Below are 20,491 nucleotides of genomic sequence, written 5' to 3' on the forward strand. Positions count from 1 at the left end.
CTCCTTCCATTACGGAAACGGGTGAGGAAGTGGGTTCAGCTCTTCATACGATAAGTGCTTCTTCCTATACCCTAGCTGCTTTGGCACCTTTAGTACTCTATCTAATCCTTTCACCCGTGTCAGGTGATGACCAAATGTCATTGGCAACATCCCAGGAATAATGACCTTCACACAATACAATCCATTCTCTTGAATAATTGGTGTTGTTTGGTCAACGACAATCACTTCTAGATTATTGTCACGGAACGTCTGAAGAACTTCGTGAAGGTCATCTTTCAAATCGTTGTATACGGGTGGCTTCTTGAATTCTTCAGCAAATGTACGTAATGGCCCTTGATTATTCAAAATAAACGTTAGGTATTCTTCCGCCTCGGGTAGACCGTACAACATACCATGATCCTCCATTGTTCTTACTTTAAACGGATCTTCAAGCATCTCCTCGTATTTCTGCCTATTTGTTGCTAGTTTCTCATCATGAACAAACATCATGCCCGCTAGCTCATAGATGGCACTTTTGACAGCCCTTACTGGGTCCATATGAGCACCTGCAGCACAAATAATATTTACACCTGTTTCTTTTCTATTTTTTGCTACTGCCCACACACTTGGGATACCATGTTCCATCGTCGAATTGTAAAAATGAAGGTCGTACCCTGCCACCTCACGTACCCGATCAACCATCAATTGCAATTCCTTGTCATCTGCAGAACTTAAATCAAGACGTGGCAATGGCAGTTTCGCATACCAAGTGAGTAAAAAGGAATCTCGCTCAACGACTTCCATTACTCCATGAAAAATAGCTTCCTCCAGGCTACCTCCGATTGCACATCCGTTTGAAGTCTCATAAACAAAACCTTCCCCACAACCTAAACTGTAATAAGCAAGTAATTCTGGGACAAGAATAGATCGTTCTTGTAAGAATGAATAACCCCAAACCCAATTCATTGGTTTATTTGGTTCGAATGATTGATACGGAAAATGAGGATTCTCATAATACTCAGGTGAGTGTAAACCAACAGTTGAAGGGTTTAAGGCTTGATCCATAACATCTAGATAACTTCCTCGTACAACCCTTCTTTTTCCCCTAGGCTCGATACCGCAATATCGTTCTAAACCTTCCAAAATAGCTGTTAACTCACTCATTCGATAAGAGTTAGATCTTCCAGCCACTCCCTCGCTTGCACCAAACAGTGGCATATTCATAAGAACATCAGCAAAGGGAAGTGTCCAATCCTGTATTTTTCCATTGATTACTCCCGTCCGATGATCGTAATAATCTCTTAATAGCACGGTTTCTAATTCTTCAATTGAACGACAGCGATAACCAGCACCTTGAATTTTCGGACTAGATTGCAACTTAATTTCCGCTAATTCCGCTGTATCTTCTGGAATGTCCCCACATATTGGGCACATTGGGTCAAAGGAAAAATGATGAGATGAATGCATGAACGTTTTAAGATTTGTAATGAACAGTTGATTTTCTAAATGATCGGTCTCTCCTTGAAGAATATAATCCACTTCTGTACATAATAAAGTTGTCATTTGCCAAAGACCCGTTCGTGATGCCCATGCGTCTTGCGGGCGACTTTCTCCTGATAATTTATAATATAGCCCCCACATTTCTTTAGAATCTGTACCTGCTATGATGCGCCTTACGTCGGCGCAACGTGAACATCCCCGTTTTCCCGGTTGTACAAATGGACCAATAATTCCCTCACCAAAAGAAACAAAGCCACGGAGCCATGGAATATTTTCCTTTCTGAATTTTTCTTCTGCTTGTTGATGAACGGAGGGCTGCCAATTATCATGCAATACGAGCGCCAATGTTGTATCTTCAGGAAAATCCGTTAATAGATCTTGCCGTGCGACTGTATAATTACTAGACAATTGCCTATAGACAAAATCGGCCAGTTTACCATTACCGACGATGACAATCATTAGCGTACCTCCTTACAAATCTGTACACCATAAACCCCAGCTAACTCTTTTCTTAAAAATGGTTCAAAAGAAAGATCGTAAACAACGATCTCTTTATGACCCTCTTTTAATTTGTAGATAGCAGATTGTAATAACTCCGTTTTTGTCATATGCTCACATGAAGGAATGTTTAGTTTTGCTTCTTTCCCTCTTATACCATCATGAGAGTTCATTTCCTCCCCCTCACGGATTGTTGCCTCATTTTGTACATTCAATAGTGCTTTTTGCAAAGCGTGACTTAGTGCTAGTGTGATATTTAAACCAGAACTAATGTATTTAAAGCCATTTGACTCTATGCATATAACAGGAAAGCCTAATATTTCATTTCCCATACGGATAGTGGGTGGACCATTTAAGGTGGTCAGTGACTGTAAATAATATCTACAACTACGATCCTCTATCTCCTCAAGATTTACAGGTAACAGCGATTGTTGCTGGTCAACTGGAAGACCTCTCCTTTCCTCTTCTAAATACGCTTGTAGCCCACGACAAACTGCTTCTGCAAGGCATTCACCAGCACCAATACCCATAAATCCACTTATTCTACCTTTCACCATTTGTGAAACATACATCTCCAGTCCAGTAAGCCCTGCTTCCCTTCTTGCTTCTTCATGTGTTAGACCCGAGCATAAAGCCTTCTTCAAAAGAGTAGCCGGTCCTTTTGCCAATGGATTTACTGCTTGAACATAACATTGTGAAAGCGGAAGCTGTGTTAAGTCCTTTTCTTCCCAAATATGAAGAATCCCTGTTTCTTTAGCAGTTAATAAACTAAAATATTCTAAAAGATTGTTTGCGTTGGGCTGTTCCGTATTCTCTCTCAAAAGTCGGGTGTTTAAATCATCGACAAGTTCAGGTTTAAATGTAAGATTTTCAACTAATGGATGTGAATAGTACGAAATCCATTCACCTTGCAAACTTTCAAGATTTAGCAAATAGAATTGATTGTTTTCTTTCTTATCAATGGCTCTTGTCACCTGCTTAAAAAACTCAAAAACAATAATATTCGCCAATAAAGCACCTGCGGTCGAAGAATAGGGCTGTTGCTTACGTTCTTGTCCCAATATTGCCTCATGCATTCGACGCCATGCAGATTCCCAGCATCCCTCTGTTTCTGAATCAACTACAGGCCCTGCCATTCCCACCTGCTTTAGATATAAGGCAGGAAGGAAGGCTTTCTTTTCTTCTTTACAAACCTGATTAATCTCCTTCACTTCGTCTATATCTGCATTTTGGGAAACATATAATATCCAATCAAATGACTGTACTACTTCTCTCCAATTCTTACTGTAAGGAATTTCCTCCACTTTCACGGTAGGATCATCCTTTTTGGCATGATTCACTATTTCATTAATCACCTCATGGTCTGTTGGGACTGCTTCTGTCATCATCACATGAAAGGTTGGTAGCCCTGATTCCAACAATGCAGATGTCAGCGAAACGAATAGAGAATCAGATCCCATCACTAATACCTTTGCTTGGCGATACGTTTGAAAACGATACGCACCTGAATCAACAAAACTCTCAATGAATTCAATTTGTGAAGCGTATTTTTCTAGAACACTTGCGGGTAATTGATGTGATTGATCTTGACTCGTATCTCTAACATAACCTTTCGTAAGTAAAGCCTCACCAATTTCATATACTCTGTTTCGATAGGGAGTGGTCAAACCCGCAGTGAGTTCTTCTAAAGTATGATTTCCATTAAACATAGGTATCAGCTTTTCAATCCATTGATAAATAGTGCCTCCATCCATCCAAAATGAACTGGCGTTATTCCTAAAATAGACGCCTCCCTTTGGGTCTGGTAGATAAAATGTATCATTCTTCACTTTGAGACGTGAGGTTGCTTTTAATTTCGTCATGTAGCCCCTCCTTCGGTCTAAGCATTCATTAAATATTCCTTATAATTTATGTATTTGTATTTGTCCATTATGAATAACGAAAAAGAAGCCCCTAACATAGGGACTTGTAGAGTGTATACACACGCTTCATTATTCATTTTGTGACGAGAGAACGAAGATAACTTACACTGACACTTGCCTTTAAAAAAGGAATTGTTAAATAAAGAACCCGAAGCAACCAAAACAACCAAAACAGCCTGCACATCTAAAACCGCCACAACCACCACAGCGAAAACCACCACAACCTCCACAACCTCCGCAACCACCACAGCCGCCACATCGACGCATATCATTAAATTGAACTGGTACTGGTGCTTGATATTGAATAGGTGTTAATTCACCCACCTGATATTGATCCATTCCAAGTGATTGAAGTTCATTTTGAAAATTTTGCAATTTTTCTTCCCCTTTTTAGGTTTAGTACGTAAAAAGAGAGTCTAAAACCTGCTCTCTGTAACAAACTATGATGTTTTTAGGTAGTTGTTACTGATGTAAAAGCCCATTTGGCAAAGAACATTAAATTTGTTTTTTTCATACCTTATAGAAATACAAAAGGAGGTGGTTCCCATTTATTTAGATTTCTTATCAAAGTTTGGTGTTGGAGGAGCGCACCCGGGTGGTTTTGAATTAACAAAGGCGCTTCTTATGAATGAAGAATTAGACGCTACGTCGCAAATTTTAGATGTAGGCTGCGGAACCGGCCAAACAGCCGCCTTTTTGGCTGCTAATTCAGGAGCAAACGTAACTGGGGTTGATATTAATCCTATTATGGTGGAAAAAGCAACTCATAGAATGAAAGAAGCTAAACTTCCAGTACGTATTTTCCAAGGTTCTATCGAGGCACTCCCACTTGAAGATGAGAAATTTGATTTCATTATGTGCGAATCAGTCCTTACTTTTGTCAATCAACCGAAAGCGCTTAAAGAGATTTTTCGTTTATTAAAAAAAGGGGGACGGTTCATTTCTAATGAGTTTACTGCCAATGTCCCACTCCCTCCATGGATAGCAGATGAAATCAACCGATTCTATGGGATCAACTCTGTCCTCACCGAAGCAGAATGGCAGCGTTTATTTGAAGGGGCAGGATTTACGAACATTCGCGTAAGTGGTCAAAATCAGTCGATGCTCCAATACAATCCCAACCCTGATTTTCTTTATTCAAAGCACATTGAACCAGAGCTTTATACCGTAATGACCGAACATTTTAACCTATTATTGAAATATAATGAGCTATTGGGCTACCGGATATTTGCATGTGGAAAATAAACAAATTATTATCCACCCACCCGTGATACACATGATTTCATTGGTAATAGGAGTTCCATCGGGTGGCTACCTCCTTTTCAGACAAGAACATAGATTGCATATATTTAGGTGCTAAAGCATATTACATATGTTAGGATTATTTAAATAAACTAAAGGAATGGGACCAATGAAAAAAGCAGTTCTTATAGCCTCCTAAAATCAGAATATATTTTAGGAGGCATTTAAAGATGAAATTCACTAAAATCGACATAAATAATTGGGAACGTAAAGAGGTTTTCAATCATTTCTTAAACCAACAAACTAGCTTTAGTATCACTAATAACATTGATATTACTGAGCTATACCAATTTACTAAAGAAAAAGGATATCAATTTTATCCTGCTTTTATTTTTTTAATTACACAAGTTGTCAATACAAATAAACATTTTAGAATGAATGTTACTGCTAAAGGTGAGTTAGGATACTGGAACAGAGTGATTCCTATGTATACGATTTTTGACAAGGATTCAGCGTTATTTTCCGCTATTTTCACCGATATCGATGAAGGCTTTGAAAGGTTCCACATGGATTATGTGACCGATACTGAGTTATATACTGGTACAGGAAAATTGTTTCCTAAAGCACCCGTACCTGAAAATGTCGTTAATATATCTATGATTCCATGGACTACTTTCACTGGATTTAACTTAAATATAAATACAAATCCAAATTATCTCCTGCCAATAGTTACTGCGGGTAAATTTTTCAATAAGAAGGGAAATATTTATTTACCACTTTCTCTACAGGTTCATCATGCTGTCTGTGACGGTTATCACACCGCTCTTTTTATGGACACATTTCAGCGCCTTGTTCGAAATCCTAAACAAATGCTTAAGTGAATGAGAAATTACCCACCGACTACATCAATTTAGTCGGTGCTTTTTTTAAAGTAAAGGTCATAGGCAAATACCTAAAAATTATTCCACAAATAGAGCTAGATTTTCTAATGTTGATTGTAAACCTATATCATGATCTTCCTTGTTTATTCCTTTAGGGACATTTTCACATATAATGGTGACTTTTGTTCCTTTTGCAAGAGGTTCAAATAGCCATGTCTGTTTCATTTCACCAGTGAATTCGGGGGATTCTGAGTCAAATATTACTAGTTGTATTATCTTTTTATCGGGAACTAATTCTAAAAATTTCCCTTGATACACATCACTGTTCTCAGTAGTTTTTCCATATGAGGGTTGGTTTCCTCCATAGAAGAGTGTCATTTTGTAAGTTCCCTCTTCCCGCGGTTCAAAATCTTCAACATAACCTGACATTCCTTTAGGTGGGAGCCATGATACTAAAGCTTTCGGATGGAGAAATGCCTCATAAATCGTGCGTGATTTTGCCATGATCACTCTTGAAGCTGTATCTGTTCTATTTTCCATATCAAAGCCTCCTTCGGTCTATCATTTTTTGTGCAATAAATGTTGATATCACAAATAACCTTAGTTCTACTATTTCTTCTACGGAAGCATAGATTACTCCTTCTTCAGCTAATCTGACCTATTTGATTATAATGACGCTGTTGATAGATGGGTAAGTTTCAATACAAGTTTAACGTACGATTATGAAGAATTTTAGAAAGCATGGGATGCCTACTGATTTCTTCGATTGCTTTCGCCTTGGTTGGACCGATTTACGCGGGATGTACAAGTGCACAGGCAAAATCATTCGTTGTCACTGTCGGAATAATACCTAGTTGCAGGCGGAATTCGTCCCGCTACCTTTAGAGTACTCTCTAAAAACCTTCGAAAAGACAGTATGTTGGGCACTTAATCCTTGTCTTTTTGTTCCAACCAACCTAATCCCATTGTAAATAAAAAAACGACGCTTAAAAGTAGCGGCGTTTTTTCGTTTTATTGATAAATATGAACAAATGGTTCGGCTTCGTTGGCGTTTCGGACGATTAATGATTCTGGTCCGTTGACTGATGTGACGCTTACTTGGACAGAGATGTATTCTGGAAACATACTAACGACTTTGCTGGTTACATATTGGGTGAATCCAACACTTTCTGACTTACCGTAAAATTGTATAGGTATATCTATATTTAGCTGTTGCAATTGATCCCCAATATAGAAACCTTTTCCAATGACACCATTAAAATTAGGGAAATATTTTTCAACATCTTGCTTGAAATTCAAGAAATTCGTATAGTCTTCACGATACTTCTCTTCGGCTGTATTAGATGGGAATAAAATATAGTCTTCTTTTACATCTTCCCAACCACTTAGCTGATTACTCCCCTCAGCGGCATGCGCATAGGCGAAGAAGTTTCCTGGGACGACAGACGTTCTTTCCGATTGTTCAAATAGCGCAATGGTAATCGGTACGTTCTCAAGGCCTTCTTGTTGTCTTAATCTCTTTATAATTTCCTCAGCCATCTTTTTGCCTTCTGCTTCTACTTTACTATGAGAAATATCTTCTTCATACGTGGCACCGTAGGCTTCTTTTTGATAATAATGGACGGAATTAAGTGCCAAACCAATCACGACGCCGCCAAGTTTCACCTTATTATCGCCATCTTTTACAAGATAGTTATGTTCTAAAATATGGGCTAAATAAAGAGGTGCACGGGCGTTTCTTTCTTCTTTAGTCCCTTTACCATCATCGACAGGGTTTAGACCGAGATTTTCTTCCTCCGTCATATCTTTTTCTTCTAATTGTTCTTTCGTATATTGGCGACTTAACCATGATGAAATCGTGGTTTTATCAAGGTATTGTCCTTCTTGGAAGAAGAACTTTTCCGTATCAAAATGGTTCTGAGCAACTCTCATTAAACCTGTTTCGAATTCATTAATATCATATTTTGTATTAACATTATTAACGACTAAACCGCGTGACTCACTTGGCTTAAAAGGTAGGATTGTCCGATAGTACGAATCGGATATTTTAAAGTTTGGTATGATCGCCTGTTCTTCTTCGCTGCTCTCATTTTCATTTTGCACAACCTCTTCTTGCTGGTTAAAACTAGGTGCACAACCGGCGAGTAAAAGAACGAATGACAGCGACACTGCCATGAGTTTTTTCACGATTTTCACCTCTTACGAATTTAATTCCTCAATCAATTTTTCCTCGTCCCAAATAGTAATGCCTAATTCCTGAGCTTTGGTTAATTTAGAGCCTGCGTCTTCTCCGGCAATGACTAAATCTGTTTTCTTACTTACACTGCCAGAGACCTTGCCTCCTAGAGCTTCAATTTTTTCCTTTGCTTCATTTCTAGCAAGCTGTTCTAATTTACCCGTTAACACAATGGTTTTACCAGCAAAAACAGAATCAGATTCCGCTATATTTACAGGTTTTGGTCCCTTATAAGTCAGATTCACTCCAACATCTTGTAACTCTTGAATGAGAGATGTTACTTCTTCTTGTTCAAAATAGGTGACGAGTGCATCAGCCATTTTATCGCCTATTTCATTAATGCTAATAAAATCATCCATGGTTGCCTGCTGGATTTTGCCCATCTCTCCAAATGTTTGCGCAAGCGTTTTTGCCGCTTTCGCCCCCACATGACGGATTCCTAATCCGAATAATAATTTTTCTAAAGAATTATCCTTAGAGACTTCAATGGCCTTTAGCAAGTTGTTAACAGATTTTTCGCCCATTCTCTCTAATTGAATAAGCTGTTCATACGTAAGATGATAAATATCTGCCACATCTTCAATTAACTTTTCTGCAAATAATTGGCTAATTACTTTTTCCCCTAGCCCGTCAATATTCATCGCATTTCGTGAGACAAAATGAATAAGCCCCTCTCTTATTTGCGCAGGACATTTCGGATTAATACAACGAAGTGCAACTTCTTCCTCTAAACGCACAAGCTCACTTTCACATGCCGGGCAATGAGTTGGCATATGAAAATCAACTTCTTCTCCCGTTCTTCTTTCAGGTAATACATTGACAACTTCAGGGATGATGTCGCCTGCTTTCTTAATCACAACGTAATCACCTAGCTTAATATCCTTTTCACGAATAAGGTCTTCATTATGAAGGGATGCACGTTGTACGGTAGTACCAGCCACTCTAACAGGTTCAAGTAATGCTGTTGGCGTTACAACACCGGTGCGCCCAATACTTAATTCAATATCTTTTAACTGCGTGACTACTTCTTCAGCAGGAAACTTATAGGCAATCGCCCATCTCGGACTCTTTGCTGTTGTCCCGAGTTCATCCTGTTGGTCATATGAATCGACTTTAATAACGATTCCATCAATATCATACGATAAGTCTGGTCGGTTTTCTGTCCATTTCTCGATATATTGGATGACCTCATCTATATTTTTACACTTCTGGCGCTCTTTGTTCGTTTTAAACCCCTGAGAGTCAAGAAAGTCCAGACCTTCACTATGAGAACGAATACCCGTTTTCCCCTCGTCAGCCATAGCATAAACGAATATATCTAAATTTCTTAATGCAGCGATTTTTGGATCTAATTGCCTAAGTGAACCCGCAGCAGCATTTCGAGGGTTCGCAAAGGGTTCCTCACCTCGTTCTTCTTTTCCTTTATTTAAACTTAAGAACGATTTCCTTGGCATGAACGCCTCTCCGCGTACTTCAAAGGTTACCGTTTCCTTTACCCGCAGAGGAATGGAACGAATGGTGCGAAGGTTAACGGTAATGTTTTCACCAATGGAGCCATCTCCACGCGTTGCTCCGATTGCAAACAATCCATCTTCATAGCGAAGAGAGACAGCCAGTCCATCAATCTTTAACTCGCAGACATATGAGATATGCTCACCCACTGCCTGGCGAACACGACGGTCAAAATCCCTTAAGTCTTGCTCATTAAATGCATTGGCTAAACTGAGCATCGGCGTGCGATGTTCAACTTTTTCAAACATATCTAATACTTGCCCACCGACCCGATGCGTTGGGGAATCTTCTGTTTTCAACTCTGGATGTTGCTCTTCAAGTGCAATTAGCTCATGAAGAAGCTGGTCATATTCTGCATCAGGCACAGATGGTTGATCAAGTACATGATATTCATAATTATATTGATTAAGGAGATTTTGCAAATCCTTGACCCTTTGTTCTACCTTCTTTTCCTCCAAGACGTTCAACCCTTTCCTTTAACCTTTCGAAATCGGGGCAAATTTAGCAAGTAATCTTTTAATACCTACTGGCTTTGGAAAAGCAATATCAAGCTCCATTCCATCACCTTCACCTTTGACACTTACAACTGTTCCAGTACCCCATTTACCATGCACAGCTTTATCTCCAACTATCCAATTCATCCCGCTACCACCTGTATTTTGTACAGCTGGACGAACAACTGCTTTACGAGCAGGTTGCATACGATTTCCTGAAGGACCATTAAACGTGGACTGACCTCGATTAAGAGGTTTTGCTTTTGGCTCTAATCCTTCTAATAAATCAGCCGGAATTTCCTGAATAAATCTGGACGGTGGGTTCATGTTTGTACGGCCAAATAGTGTACGAATTTGCGCATTTGTTATAAATAACTGCTCTTCTGCTCTCGTAATCCCTACATAAGCAAGTCGACGTTCCTCTTCCATTTCTGCTTCTTCCATTAATGAACGACTATGAGGGAATACACCTTCCTCCATACCCATTAAAAAGACAACTGGAAATTCTAATCCCTTTGCAGAGTGAAGCGTCATTAATACAACTGCATCCGCTTTCTCACCGTCATCATCCAACTTATCAATATCGGCAACAAGCGCCAAATCTGTTAAGAAGGCAACAAGTGTTTTATCTTCGGACGCATCTTCAAAATTCTTCGTTACAGATAGAAACTCATCTAAGTTTTCCAAACGACTTTGAGACTCGATGGATTTCTCCGCTTTTAACATGTCACGATAGCCTGACTTGTCTAACAGTTCCTCTACCAATTCTGTCACAGATAAGTATTCTTGCATTTGTGTATAATTCTTTACTAAATCACGAAACTCTATAGCAGATTTTGTGATTTTTGGGCTTAAGCCAATTAATTCGATGGATTCAAGTGCTTCAAACATTGTCATATCATGCATGGTTGCAAAATTAGCAATCTTATCAACTGATCCAGAACCAATCCCTCTTTTAGGCACATTAATCACCCGCTGTAGACTTATATCATCATCAGGGTTGGCAATTAATCGTAAATAAGCCAATACATCTTTAATTTCTTTACGATCATAGAACTTAATTCCGCCAACAATCGCATATTCAATATTCGATTTTAATAGCATTTCCTCCATGACCCGGGATTGGGCATTTGTACGATATAGAATAGCAAAATCGGCAAGCTTGCGATTCTGACTTTGCGCTAATTCTTTAATTTTACTTACGACAAATTGTCCTTCGCCTTGCTCACTGTCTGCACGGTAATACTGAATTTTATTTCCTTCAGGATTTTCCGTCCATAAGTTTTTCGCTTTGCGATTCATGTTTTTATCAATGACGCCGTTAGCTGCGTTTAAAATTCTTTGCGTGGATCGATAGTTTTGTTCTAGCAAGATGACTTGTGCTTGTGCATAATCTTTTTCAAAGGATAAGATATTGGCAATATCTGCGCCGCGCCATCTATAAATAGATTGATCCGAGTCTCCAACCACACATATATTTTGGAAACGGTTCGCTAATAATTTTACTAGCATGTATTGCGCTCTATTCGTATCTTGATATTCATCCACATGGATATACTGGAATTTACGTTGATAGTATTCTAATACCTCAGGGACGCGATTAAATAATTGAATCGTCTTCATAATAAGATCATCAAAGTCTAATGCATGATTCTTTCGCAGACGTTTTTGATAATCTGTATACACATCACTTGTCACTTGGGAGAAATAATCACCGGCAGTCTTGGCGAATTCCTCTGGTTCAATTAGTTCATTTTTTGCAGAACTAATCGTCCCTAAAATTGCTCTAGGATCGAACTTTTTCGGATCTAAATTCCGCTCTTTTAAGATACTCTTAATAACAGATTGCTGATCAGTAGAATCTAATATTGTGAAGTTACGATTGAATCCAATCCGATCAATATCACGACGTAATATTCTCACACACATAGAGTGAAAAGTAGAAATCCAGATTTCTTCAGCCACACCGCCCATCATCGCACGAATACGATCTCTCATTTCTCTTGCGGCCTTATTCGTAAACGTGATTGCTAAAATATTATATGGATTCACGCCCTTCTCTACCATTAAATAAGCAATGCGATGGGTAAGTACACGCGTCTTACCACTTCCTGCTCCAGCCATAATAAGCAAAGGACCATCTGTTGCCTTTACAGCCTGTTGCTGCTCCTTATTCAAACCATTTAATAATTTATTAGATAAATATTGCATTCCTTTTCTTCACCACCATACAAACATTTGTTCTGTTTTTAGTCTATCCTGATTAATTTGGTTAATCAAGATTTATTGTTTCACAGCTTCTACTGTTTTTAATGCGATTTTAATATCATCATAAACGACATTTCCAACGACAACTACATCTGCATAAGCGCCCATTTCTCTTGCTTGTTCCACAGAGGTAATCCCGCCACCATAAAATAATATTGTTTCTTCTAATGTTCGACTTACTTCTTTCACTATTTCTACATTGCCGTAAGTACCGCTATATTCCAGATAAAAAATCGGTAAATGAAACATTTTTTCCGCCATCGTTGCATAGGCTTTGACGTCTTCAATCGTTAAATTCGTATCCGCACTCGTTAATTGAGCAACTTTACAATCTTCATTTAGCACGCAATATCCTTGCATAAGAATCTCGTCCCAATTCATGATCTCGCCAAATTCCTTAACTGCTTGATGGTGCATTCCATTAATCCATTTGGAATCTTTACTATTTAAAACCGTCGGGATAAAAAACAAATCATACCCAGGTGTAATCGACTCAATTGTGGAAACCTCTAACACACATGGAACTGTATATCTACGAACACGCCCCATAAGATCAAGCACCCGCTCAAGCGTAATGCCATCTGTCCCCCCAATAATAATCGCGTCCGTGCCAGACTCGCACACTTTCTCTAAATCTTCATCAGATATATATTTATTAGGGTCAAGCTTAAACGCATGGTGCCACGCGCGAACATCATACATACATAGTTCCTCCATTCTATCTTTCCATTCAATCATTATATCATTTGAGAAGCATTTCAAAAAGGAAACCGCTAATGAAGTAAGAATGGATTTATTTGGCTAAATAAACATCATTGCAGACAATGCGATTCACCATGTAAATGATTCATTCGGATTCCGATGCGCTTTCTGTTTTGGCTGATCAGATTTCTCTTGGGGTCTGTTTTCTGAAGCGTTTCTCTCCTATTCCAATCAAATTTCCTCATGGTGTCCAGTTTTTGACGCGTTTCTCACCTATTCCAACCAAATTTTCTCTTGGGTCCAAGTTTCTGACACATTTCTCCTCTAATCCAATCAAATTTCCTCATGAAGTCCAGTTTCTGACTCGCTTCTCCCTTAATCCAATCAAATTTCCTCATGGTGGCCAGTTTCTGACGCGTTTCTCTCCTAATCCAACCAGATTTCCTCTTAGGTCCAAGTTTCTGACACGTTTCTCACCTATTCCAACCAAATTTCCCCTTGGATCCAGGTTTCTGACTCGCTTCTCCCTTAATCCAATCAAATTTCCTCATGAAGTCCAGTTTCTGACTCGCTTCTCCCTTAATCCAATCAAATTTCCTCATGAAGTCCATTTTTTGACTCGCTTCCCCCCTCTTTCAATCGCTTTTTCTACTAGTACCTGATTTCCGTTCCAAAACAAAAAAACCGTGGGTGCTGATTCCCTCGGTTCGGTCGCTTCTATCGCTGTGGGTTCTATTATTTTTCTGTTGTTTCTTCTTCTTTAATTCTTTCTAATGCCATTTCGTAGGCATCGTTTCCGTAGTTTAAGCAACGTTTCACACGCGAGATTGTTGCAGTACTTGCACCTGTTTCGGTTTCAATCTTATGATAAGTTTTTCCTTCTCTAAGCATACGAGCTACTTCTAGTCTTTGCGCTAATGATTGGATCTCGTTCACAGTACATAAGTCATCAAAAAATCGATAACATTCGTCTAAATCATTTAGTGATAATACCGCCTGAAATAATTGATCTAATTCTTGTCCTCTTAGTTTATTAATTTGCATAATATTTACCCCTTTTTCATTTTTTAGTTAATTGTTACCGACTGATTGATTCCTGGCTCTTGTGGAATGACATTCACCCATGTTTTCCCCGGAGCAAGTGGTTGCTCTTTTCCATCGATTACTGGATAAATTCTTCCTTCTTTATTCACCCAGTTCACTTCAGACATCATACCTCTTTGAATAAGATAACCTTTACCCCCTGAAGTCAAATCAATGTCACGTCGGCCTTCTCCATCTATCACTGTATGCTTCGCTTCTATGATTAAAATATTGCTTAATAACACAGGGTCACCTGTGTCATAGTCAGTTGTCCATTCACCATCTGAAAATCTTTTGTATGCTTTCGTTGTTTCATCATAATCATATGTGACATCAAAACGTTCATCTTTTCCATAACTTACTGCAATCTCCTCGGCCACAGAGCCACTCAGTTTATCCGCTTCTTCGTCAGTTAAATGAGCAAAAGCAGCTGGTGCCCCATCCAGCTCATAATTCTTTTCCTTAGCCCCTTGTTCAATATGTGCAAAAGAAATATATGAATTATGCGGTGCCTGGCGATCACTCACACGTTCAAAAAGTGTGCCATCATAATATAAGCCATTCAAATGATCCACATATTCATCAGCAAGCATCTTCTTTGCCTCTGGACTATTTCCATGAGCAATATAAAGACTATTAAACCCTTTCGCCAGTTCAATATAATATTCTCTGGCACTGCGTACTGGCCCAACTCTATCCGGTTGTTCACTTTGAAAAATAGCAAGGAATCGCGTGACTTCACCTTCAGCCAGTAATTCATAAACAATATCCGCTTGTGTCAATCCTGATTGTGGTCTTGCTTTCGGATGATTGTTAATCATAACTGCTATAGCACGCTGATTCCCATTTCCCTCTTGAGCTATGCCTGTGAGAGGATAAACTATCTTTTCTTCAGGCGAATCCACACTTTCTTCACCTTGATTATCCATACCATTTAACTCTTCGTTTGCTGGATCCTCAACTGTTTCATTCTTGCTGCATCCTGTCACCAAAAGTATTGCTACGAGAGACGTAGTCACCCATTTGTTCAGCATGATGCACCCCTTATCACTATATGATTACCCTCTTTTACATTTTAACGCATCATAGTTGGAAAGAGTACAGTTTTATTCATGACATCATACATTCCTCGCTGTGTAACCCTGATATAAGGGAGATGAGTGGAGGAAAAAAATAATAATGTATAAATTGGATCGGCAAAACGATAACCTCTTTCTCGCAAATAGGCTAATAAGGTTCTTTCTTCCTCAATCAAATCTTCCACTCTTTTATTCGACATGATGCCCTTTAATTTAAGTGGGATTTCTGTAACAATGTTCCCTTGCTCAGAAATAACAATTCCCCCACCTATTTCTTTCATGTGATTAAAAGCATTCATCATGTCTTTCTTGCTTTTCCCGATTAAGATAATATCACCGGTATTAGAATAAGAACTTGCTAAACCGTCTAATTCCTTAGCAAACCCATTAATCACCGTATTCACACGCCACTTGCCTTTGCGGTCAATTAACATGAAGAAACACTCGTCATGCTCCTTACTTAGCTCATCGCCGGAAATATCAATGGCTAATGAGTAAGGCTTTGTGATAACTGCGCTCTCCATTTTAATACCGAACGGCATCGAAAATTGCATATCATGAGAAGTAAGCTCCCAGTTCATTTCTAGCGGTTCAAATCCAAACTCTTCCCATGCCATATTATCTTCAAATGGTGTATTTTCACCATCTTTCCTTATCCACTTACCTTTTGCTAACACACTAACAGGCGTTGGGTTACTTTCATTCTCTAGGAAATTGATATTAGCCACTCTACCTGTAGCGATATTTCCATGCAGATGTTGGATGTTATAATACTTAGCTACGTTAATTGTACCCATATTATACGCATCTATTGTCGGCACCCCTTTCTCAAGGGCAATTCGGATCATCTGATCAATAATCCCTTGATCGGAAAAGGATGAAGAAGAGCCATCTGTTGTAAAAATAAATGATTCATAATGATCAATGCCCAATTCATGCATTTCATCCAATAACTGCGGTAAATCAGGTCGAATTGATGAATAGCGTAACGATACAGTATATCCTTGCATCAAACGATTCATAATCTCTTGTCCGTTAATCGCTTCATGGTCGCAATCAGCACCGAGCAGCATTAACTTTGCTAAAGTCTTTTCTGACGCCCCAGGAAAATGACCTTCGATTTGTTTTCTCATTCTTTTCGCTTCTTGCATCCAATGGAGCATCAAATCATCACCATCGAGTAACTTCGGCCAGCCAGTTAACTCCCCACCTTGTAATACTGCATCATGCTCTAACCAAGATTTAATATTACCATGCGAAAATGTTGTCTCTTCATTTTGTATTTCCGTTTGCGCATCAAATCGGCACCACCAGTACATCGTTGAAGGGATATTTCTCATTTCCTTCAAAAATGAAAACGCTTTCTTTTTCTCTAATTGTAATGCTAGCACCATATTATCATTAATCAAAGTGGTCGTGCCAAATTGCGCTGCATAACGAGCAAAGGAAAGGGGATTATATAACTGAAATGGATGTGCATGTGGTTCAATATATCCTGGAACAAGTGTCATTCCATTACAATCAACAATTTCACAGCCTTCTAACTTGTCAGGAAGCTTTTCACCGACATAAACAATACGATCACCGAGAATCCAGATATTCGCATGTACCCATTTTTTAATTGCTTGATTTAAGTAACGAGCATTTTTCAGTAACATCGTTGGCGCAATACGCCCATCTAGAACAGATACATGTTCACGTAGATGTTTGTTTTTCCAACGGTATCGCTGTTCTAGCACTCTGTTTCCTCCTTTTATGGTAACTACAATTATCTATTTTTATTTTTCGTTTACGATAATGAAGCAGCATTCATGTTGCCTATTATCATAACATATATAGCTTTTTAACGCAGTAAAGAATAACAAATATTTGTTAATTTTTTGTGAAGGAGGTCCTTTTATGAATGTTAAACCCAATATTGGTATCATTCAGGCATTAATCCGTATTACTTGTGGATTAACCATTGTTGCTTGGAGTGCCACAAAGCTCGTTAAAAAACCTTGGAGTGATCGCTTTCTCATTCTTATTTCACTTGGTGCAATGAAGGTCGCAGAAGGTATTGTCCGCTATTGTCCTATCATTGCCTTATTTGAAAAAGGGAAAGAGAGTATAAAAGATTCTGACCACCAGTTTAAACCACCTATGGATTTTTTAAAAGAGCAAAAGTTATTAAAGGATACTGATTTTGAATGAAAAATATGCCCCCTTATTTTTTTGGGGGGCATTTTCATTTTCCCTATCTATTTTTCTATAGTCGAATGTGCTATCGCCTTAAAGCCAATATCCCTGCGGTAAAAGACTTCTTCTGTTGTTAAATACGTTAGCGCATCATACACTTGCTTTTGTGCGGATACTAAGTCCATTGCTTTGCTACCAACAAGTAAGACTCGGCCGCCATTTGTTGTGAATGTACCTTTGGCATTTTTCGCCGTTCCTGCATGAAAGACAAATGCTTCTTCTGCTACTTTTTCGATTCCTATTAGTTCGGCACCACTCTCATATGCATCCGGATAACCATTGGCTGCGACCACAACTCCAAGCATTGCCTCCTCATGCCATTCAATCACAGGCTTATGTCCAGCAATTACTTCTAACATGACATGGGCTAAGTCTGACTTCATTCTAGGTAAGATAACTTGCGTTTCCGGATCACCAAAGCGGGCATTGAATTCAATTACCTTTGGCCCTTGTTCTGTCGCGATAAGTCCCGCATAGAGAACGCCACAAAAACTGCGATCCTCTTTAACTAATGCTTCTGCAGCTGGAATTAAAATTGTTGCAATCGCTGTTTCAACCGTCTCCTTGCTGATGTGGGGAACAGGTGAATAAGCACCCATTCCTCCTGTGTTTGGTCCTTTATCTCCATCGAAAGCGCGTTTATGGTCTTGAGCAATTTCTAAGGGAATAACTGTCTCTCCATTAACAAATGCCATTAATGAAAATTCTTCACCAGCTAAAAATTCCTCAATAACAACTGTAGCAGAAGCTTCACCAAATTTTTCTCCAACTAACATATCCGCTAACGCTGCTAATGCTTCACCTTCTGTCATCGCAACAACAACGCCTTTTCCGGCAGCTAATCCATCCGCTTTAATAACAATTGGTGCTCCTTGTTCTTTCACATAAGCACTTGCAGCCTCATACTGATCAAACACTTCATAGCTTCCTGTTGGAATGGCATATTTCTTCATGAGCTCTTTTGCAAAGGATTTACTTCCTTCAATTTCAGCCGCTCGACTTTTTGGTCCAAAAACAGTAAGTCCAGCTCCCTCCATCTTATCAGCCAAACCTTCAAGTAAAGGAACTTCAGGTCCAATAACTGTTAATTCAACATGATTATCGAGCGCAAAAGCAATCAGCTCTTCTTGTTCGTTCTCGGAAATATCAATGATCGTCGCTACATCTTCCATTCCTGGATTTCCCGGTGCAACAAACACTGTTTCCACTTGGCTGCTTTCACTTAACTTTCTACTGATGGCATGCTCACGTCCGCCTCTACCGATTACCAATACGTTCATTTCATGTTCTCCCCCAGTTTAATGTTTGAAATGTCTCACACCAGTGAATACCATTGCCAGGCCATACTCATTTGCTTTTTCAATCGATTCCTGATCTTTAATCGAACCACCGGGTTGAATAATAGCGGTAATACCAGCTTTAGCTGCTGCTTCAACTGTATCATTCATTGGGAAAAAGGCATCGGATGCCATAGTTGCTCCTTCAACTGCTTTCCCTGCTTGCTCGATCGCAATTTTTGCAGAGCCGACACGATTCATTTGACCTGCACCAATACCTAATGTTTGGTCGCTATTATTGACAACAATCGCATTCGACTTCACATGCTTCACTACTTTCCAGCCAAGTTTGAGTGATTGCCACTCTTCCTCCGTTGGTTCTCTTGTTGTCGCAACAGTAATATTCGCTTCTTCAAGACCATAAGTATCGTAATCTTGCGCTAATAAACCGCCTTCAATAGAAGTTAGACGTTTTTCAGTCTTTTTGTTCCCTTCAAAAGGAATAGTTAATAGTCTTAAATTCTTCTTCCCTTGTAAAATCTCAAGTGCTTCCGCTGAAAAAGAAGGCGCTATAATGATTTCTAGAAAGATTTCATGAAGTTTCGTTGCTGTTTGTGCATTTACTTCACGGTTAAGGGCAATAATCCCCCCAAAAATAGACACAGGATCAGCTGCAAAAGCTTTAGAGAAAGCATCATAAATATCTGTGCCATTTCCGACACCACATGGGTTCATATGTTTTACTGCAACAGCAGCCGGTCCGTCAAACTCTTTAACAATTTGTAACGCTGCATCAGCATCATTAATATTATTGTAAGACAGCTCTTTTCCATGTAGTTGTGTAGCGTTAGCAATCGAAAAGACCGACCCTAAAGGTTTGCGATAAAAGGTAGCTTTTTGATGAGGGTTTTCTCCATAACGTAATGCTTGTTTTAATTCATACGTAACTGTCAACTTTTCTGGCTGCTCTTCTTCTGCTAATTCTGTCATATATTCAGCTATCATTGCATCGTAAGCAGCTGTATGACGGAATACTTTTGCTGCTAGCTTGCGTTTGGTTGCAGCATCTACAATGTCATTTTCTTTTAACTGTGTAATGACTGTTTCGTAATCAATTGGATCAACAACAACTGTCACATGTGCGTGGTTTTTAGCAGAGGCACGTAACATCGCAGGACCACCGATATCAATATTTTCAATTGCATCTTCCACTGTCACATCTGGCTTAGCAATGGTTTGTTGGAAAGGATAGAGATTCACACATACCACTTGAATCGGATGAATCTGATGTTTTTCTAACTGTGCTTGATGAGATGAATCATCGAACTTAGCTAGTAATCCACCATGGATAAGCGGATTTAATGTTTTTACTCTTCCTTCTAAAATTTCAGGAAACCCTGTAACATCACTTACACCGATTACCGGAACCCCAGCTTCAGCAATTGCTTTTTTTGTTCCACCTGTTGAAACAATTTCAAATCCTAATTCGTGAAGTTCTTTCGCAAATGCTGCTACACCATTTTTATCTGATACACTAATAAGCGCACGTTTTTTCATCGTTCATTTTCCTCCCTGTAAGA

16 protein-coding genes are annotated in these 20,491 nt (G+C 39.1%); 3 read left to right on the plus strand and 13 right to left on the minus strand.

Going from position 1 to position 20,491, the window contains the following annotated elements; translation table 11 throughout:
* Positions 1–9 precede the first annotated feature (9 nt).
* The 3 genes from MKX29_RS05635 to MKX29_RS05645 form a co-directional block, all read right to left on the minus strand.
* The gene (locus tag MKX29_RS05635; protein WP_341104570.1) at positions 10–1,938 is read right to left on the minus strand and encodes a TOMM precursor leader peptide-binding protein; all 1,929 of its coding nucleotides are present in this window, start codon (positions 1,936–1,938) and stop codon (positions 10–12) included.
* Complete coding sequence (locus MKX29_RS05640; RefSeq protein WP_341104572.1) at positions 1,938–3,839, minus strand: putative thiazole-containing bacteriocin maturation protein; 1,902 nt, start codon at positions 3,837–3,839, stop codon at positions 1,938–1,940. The genes MKX29_RS05635 and MKX29_RS05640 overlap by 1 nt, the downstream gene beginning before the upstream one ends.
* A gap of 195 nt (positions 3,840–4,034) precedes the next feature.
* Positions 4,035–4,274: a heterocycloanthracin/sonorensin family bacteriocin gene (locus MKX29_RS05645; RefSeq protein ID WP_341104574.1), complete on the minus strand. Its 240-nt coding sequence runs from the start codon at positions 4,272–4,274 to the stop codon at positions 4,035–4,037.
* A 162-nt stretch (positions 4,275–4,436) separates the two neighbouring features.
* On the opposite strand from MKX29_RS05645, the gene MKX29_RS05650 reads away from it, so the two are divergent.
* Together MKX29_RS05650 and catA are read left to right on the plus strand one after the other, a co-directional pair.
* Positions 4,437–5,144, plus strand: coding sequence for a class I SAM-dependent methyltransferase (locus MKX29_RS05650; RefSeq protein WP_341104576.1), 708 nt, complete (start codon positions 4,437–4,439; stop codon positions 5,142–5,144).
* 227 nt (positions 5,145–5,371) lie between these two features.
* Complete coding sequence (gene catA, locus MKX29_RS05655; protein ID WP_341104577.1) at positions 5,372–6,022, plus strand: type A chloramphenicol O-acetyltransferase; 651 nt, start codon at positions 5,372–5,374, stop codon at positions 6,020–6,022.
* Positions 6,023–6,100: 78 nt separating this feature from the next.
* Here catA and MKX29_RS05660 read toward each other — a convergent pair whose 3' ends face one another.
* From MKX29_RS05660 to MKX29_RS05695, 8 genes are all read right to left on the minus strand, one after another.
* Entirely contained in the window at positions 6,101–6,562 is a 462-nt protein-coding gene (locus MKX29_RS05660; protein ID WP_289432790.1) for an SRPBCC domain-containing protein, read from the minus strand.
* A gap of 471 nt (positions 6,563–7,033) precedes the next feature.
* Complete coding sequence (locus tag MKX29_RS05665) at positions 7,034–8,209, minus strand: CamS family sex pheromone protein (RefSeq protein ID WP_224939026.1); 1,176 nt, start codon at positions 8,207–8,209, stop codon at positions 7,034–7,036.
* Positions 8,210–8,221: 12 nt separating this feature from the next.
* On the minus strand, positions 8,222–10,228 hold the full coding sequence (ligA, locus tag MKX29_RS05670) for an NAD-dependent DNA ligase LigA (protein ID WP_341104582.1): 2,007 nt from the start codon (positions 10,226–10,228) through the stop codon (positions 8,222–8,224).
* 18 nt (positions 10,229–10,246) lie between these two features.
* Positions 10,247–12,475, minus strand: coding sequence for a DNA helicase PcrA (gene pcrA, locus MKX29_RS05675; protein WP_341104583.1), 2,229 nt, complete (start codon positions 12,473–12,475; stop codon positions 10,247–10,249).
* 72 nt (positions 12,476–12,547) lie between these two features.
* Complete coding sequence (locus tag MKX29_RS05680) at positions 12,548–13,234, minus strand: heptaprenylglyceryl phosphate synthase (protein WP_341104585.1); 687 nt, start codon at positions 13,232–13,234, stop codon at positions 12,548–12,550.
* Positions 13,235–13,969: 735 nt separating this feature from the next.
* Entirely contained in the window at positions 13,970–14,278 is a 309-nt protein-coding gene (locus MKX29_RS05685; protein ID WP_095370712.1) for a YerC/YecD family TrpR-related protein, read from the minus strand.
* A 23-nt stretch (positions 14,279–14,301) separates the two neighbouring features.
* A complete protein-coding gene (locus MKX29_RS05690) occupies positions 14,302–15,351 on the minus strand; it encodes a DUF3048 domain-containing protein (protein WP_341104587.1) in 1,050 nt (349 codons plus the stop codon).
* A gap of 41 nt (positions 15,352–15,392) precedes the next feature.
* A complete protein-coding gene (locus MKX29_RS05695) occupies positions 15,393–17,135 on the minus strand; it encodes an adenine deaminase C-terminal domain-containing protein (RefSeq protein ID WP_341104589.1) in 1,743 nt (580 codons plus the stop codon).
* Between the two features lie 160 nt (positions 17,136–17,295).
* On the opposite strand from MKX29_RS05695, the gene MKX29_RS05700 reads away from it, so the two are divergent.
* Complete coding sequence (locus MKX29_RS05700) at positions 17,296–17,589, plus strand: YgaP family membrane protein (protein ID WP_224939033.1); 294 nt, start codon at positions 17,296–17,298, stop codon at positions 17,587–17,589.
* Positions 17,590–17,636: 47 nt separating this feature from the next.
* Here the strand turns inward: MKX29_RS05700 and purD are convergent, their stop codons facing one another.
* Both purD and purH read right to left on the minus strand, forming a co-directional pair.
* Entirely contained in the window at positions 17,637–18,914 is a 1,278-nt protein-coding gene (gene purD / locus MKX29_RS05705; RefSeq protein ID WP_341104591.1) for a phosphoribosylamine--glycine ligase, read from the minus strand.
* A gap of 18 nt (positions 18,915–18,932) precedes the next feature.
* Entirely contained in the window at positions 18,933–20,468 is a 1,536-nt protein-coding gene (gene purH, locus MKX29_RS05710) for a bifunctional phosphoribosylaminoimidazolecarboxamide formyltransferase/IMP cyclohydrolase (protein ID WP_341104593.1), read from the minus strand.
* Between the last annotated feature and the right edge of the window lie 23 nt (positions 20,469–20,491).

It is taken from the genome of Cytobacillus sp. FSL R7-0696, from assembly GCF_038006865.1.
In the GTDB taxonomy this organism is placed as follows: Bacteria; Bacillota; Bacilli; order Bacillales; family Cytobacillaceae; genus Cytobacillus; species Cytobacillus kochii.

Coding starts and splice junctions, on each gene's coding strand:
- MKX29_RS05635 (WP_341104570.1), bottom strand. CDS start 1,938: ATGATTGTCATCGTCGGTAATGGTAAACTGGCCGATTTTGTCTATAGG.
- MKX29_RS05640 (WP_341104572.1), bottom strand. CDS start 3,839: ATGACGAAATTAAAAGCAACCTCACGTCTCAAAGTGAAGAATGATACA.
- catA (WP_341104577.1), top strand. CDS start 5,372: ATGAAATTCACTAAAATCGACATAAATAATTGGGAACGTAAAGAGGTT.
- MKX29_RS05660 (WP_289432790.1), bottom strand. CDS start 6,562: ATGGAAAATAGAACAGATACAGCTTCAAGAGTGATCATGGCAAAATCA.
- pcrA (WP_341104583.1), bottom strand. CDS start 12,475: ATGCAATATTTATCTAATAAATTATTAAATGGTTTGAATAAGGAGCAG.
- MKX29_RS05680 (WP_341104585.1), bottom strand. CDS start 13,234: ATGTATGATGTTCGCGCGTGGCACCATGCGTTTAAGCTTGACCCTAAT.
- MKX29_RS05685 (WP_095370712.1), bottom strand. CDS start 14,278: ATGCAAATTAATAAACTAAGAGGACAAGAATTAGATCAATTATTTCAG.
- MKX29_RS05690 (WP_341104587.1), bottom strand. CDS start 15,351: ATGCTGAACAAATGGGTGACTACGTCTCTCGTAGCAATACTTTTGGTG.
- MKX29_RS05700 (WP_224939033.1), top strand. CDS start 17,296: ATGAATGTTAAACCCAATATTGGTATCATTCAGGCATTAATCCGTATT.
- purD (WP_341104591.1), bottom strand. CDS start 18,914: ATGAACGTATTGGTAATCGGTAGAGGCGGACGTGAGCATGCCATCAGT.
- purH (WP_341104593.1), bottom strand. CDS start 20,468: ATGAAAAAACGTGCGCTTATTAGTGTATCAGATAAAAATGGTGTAGCA.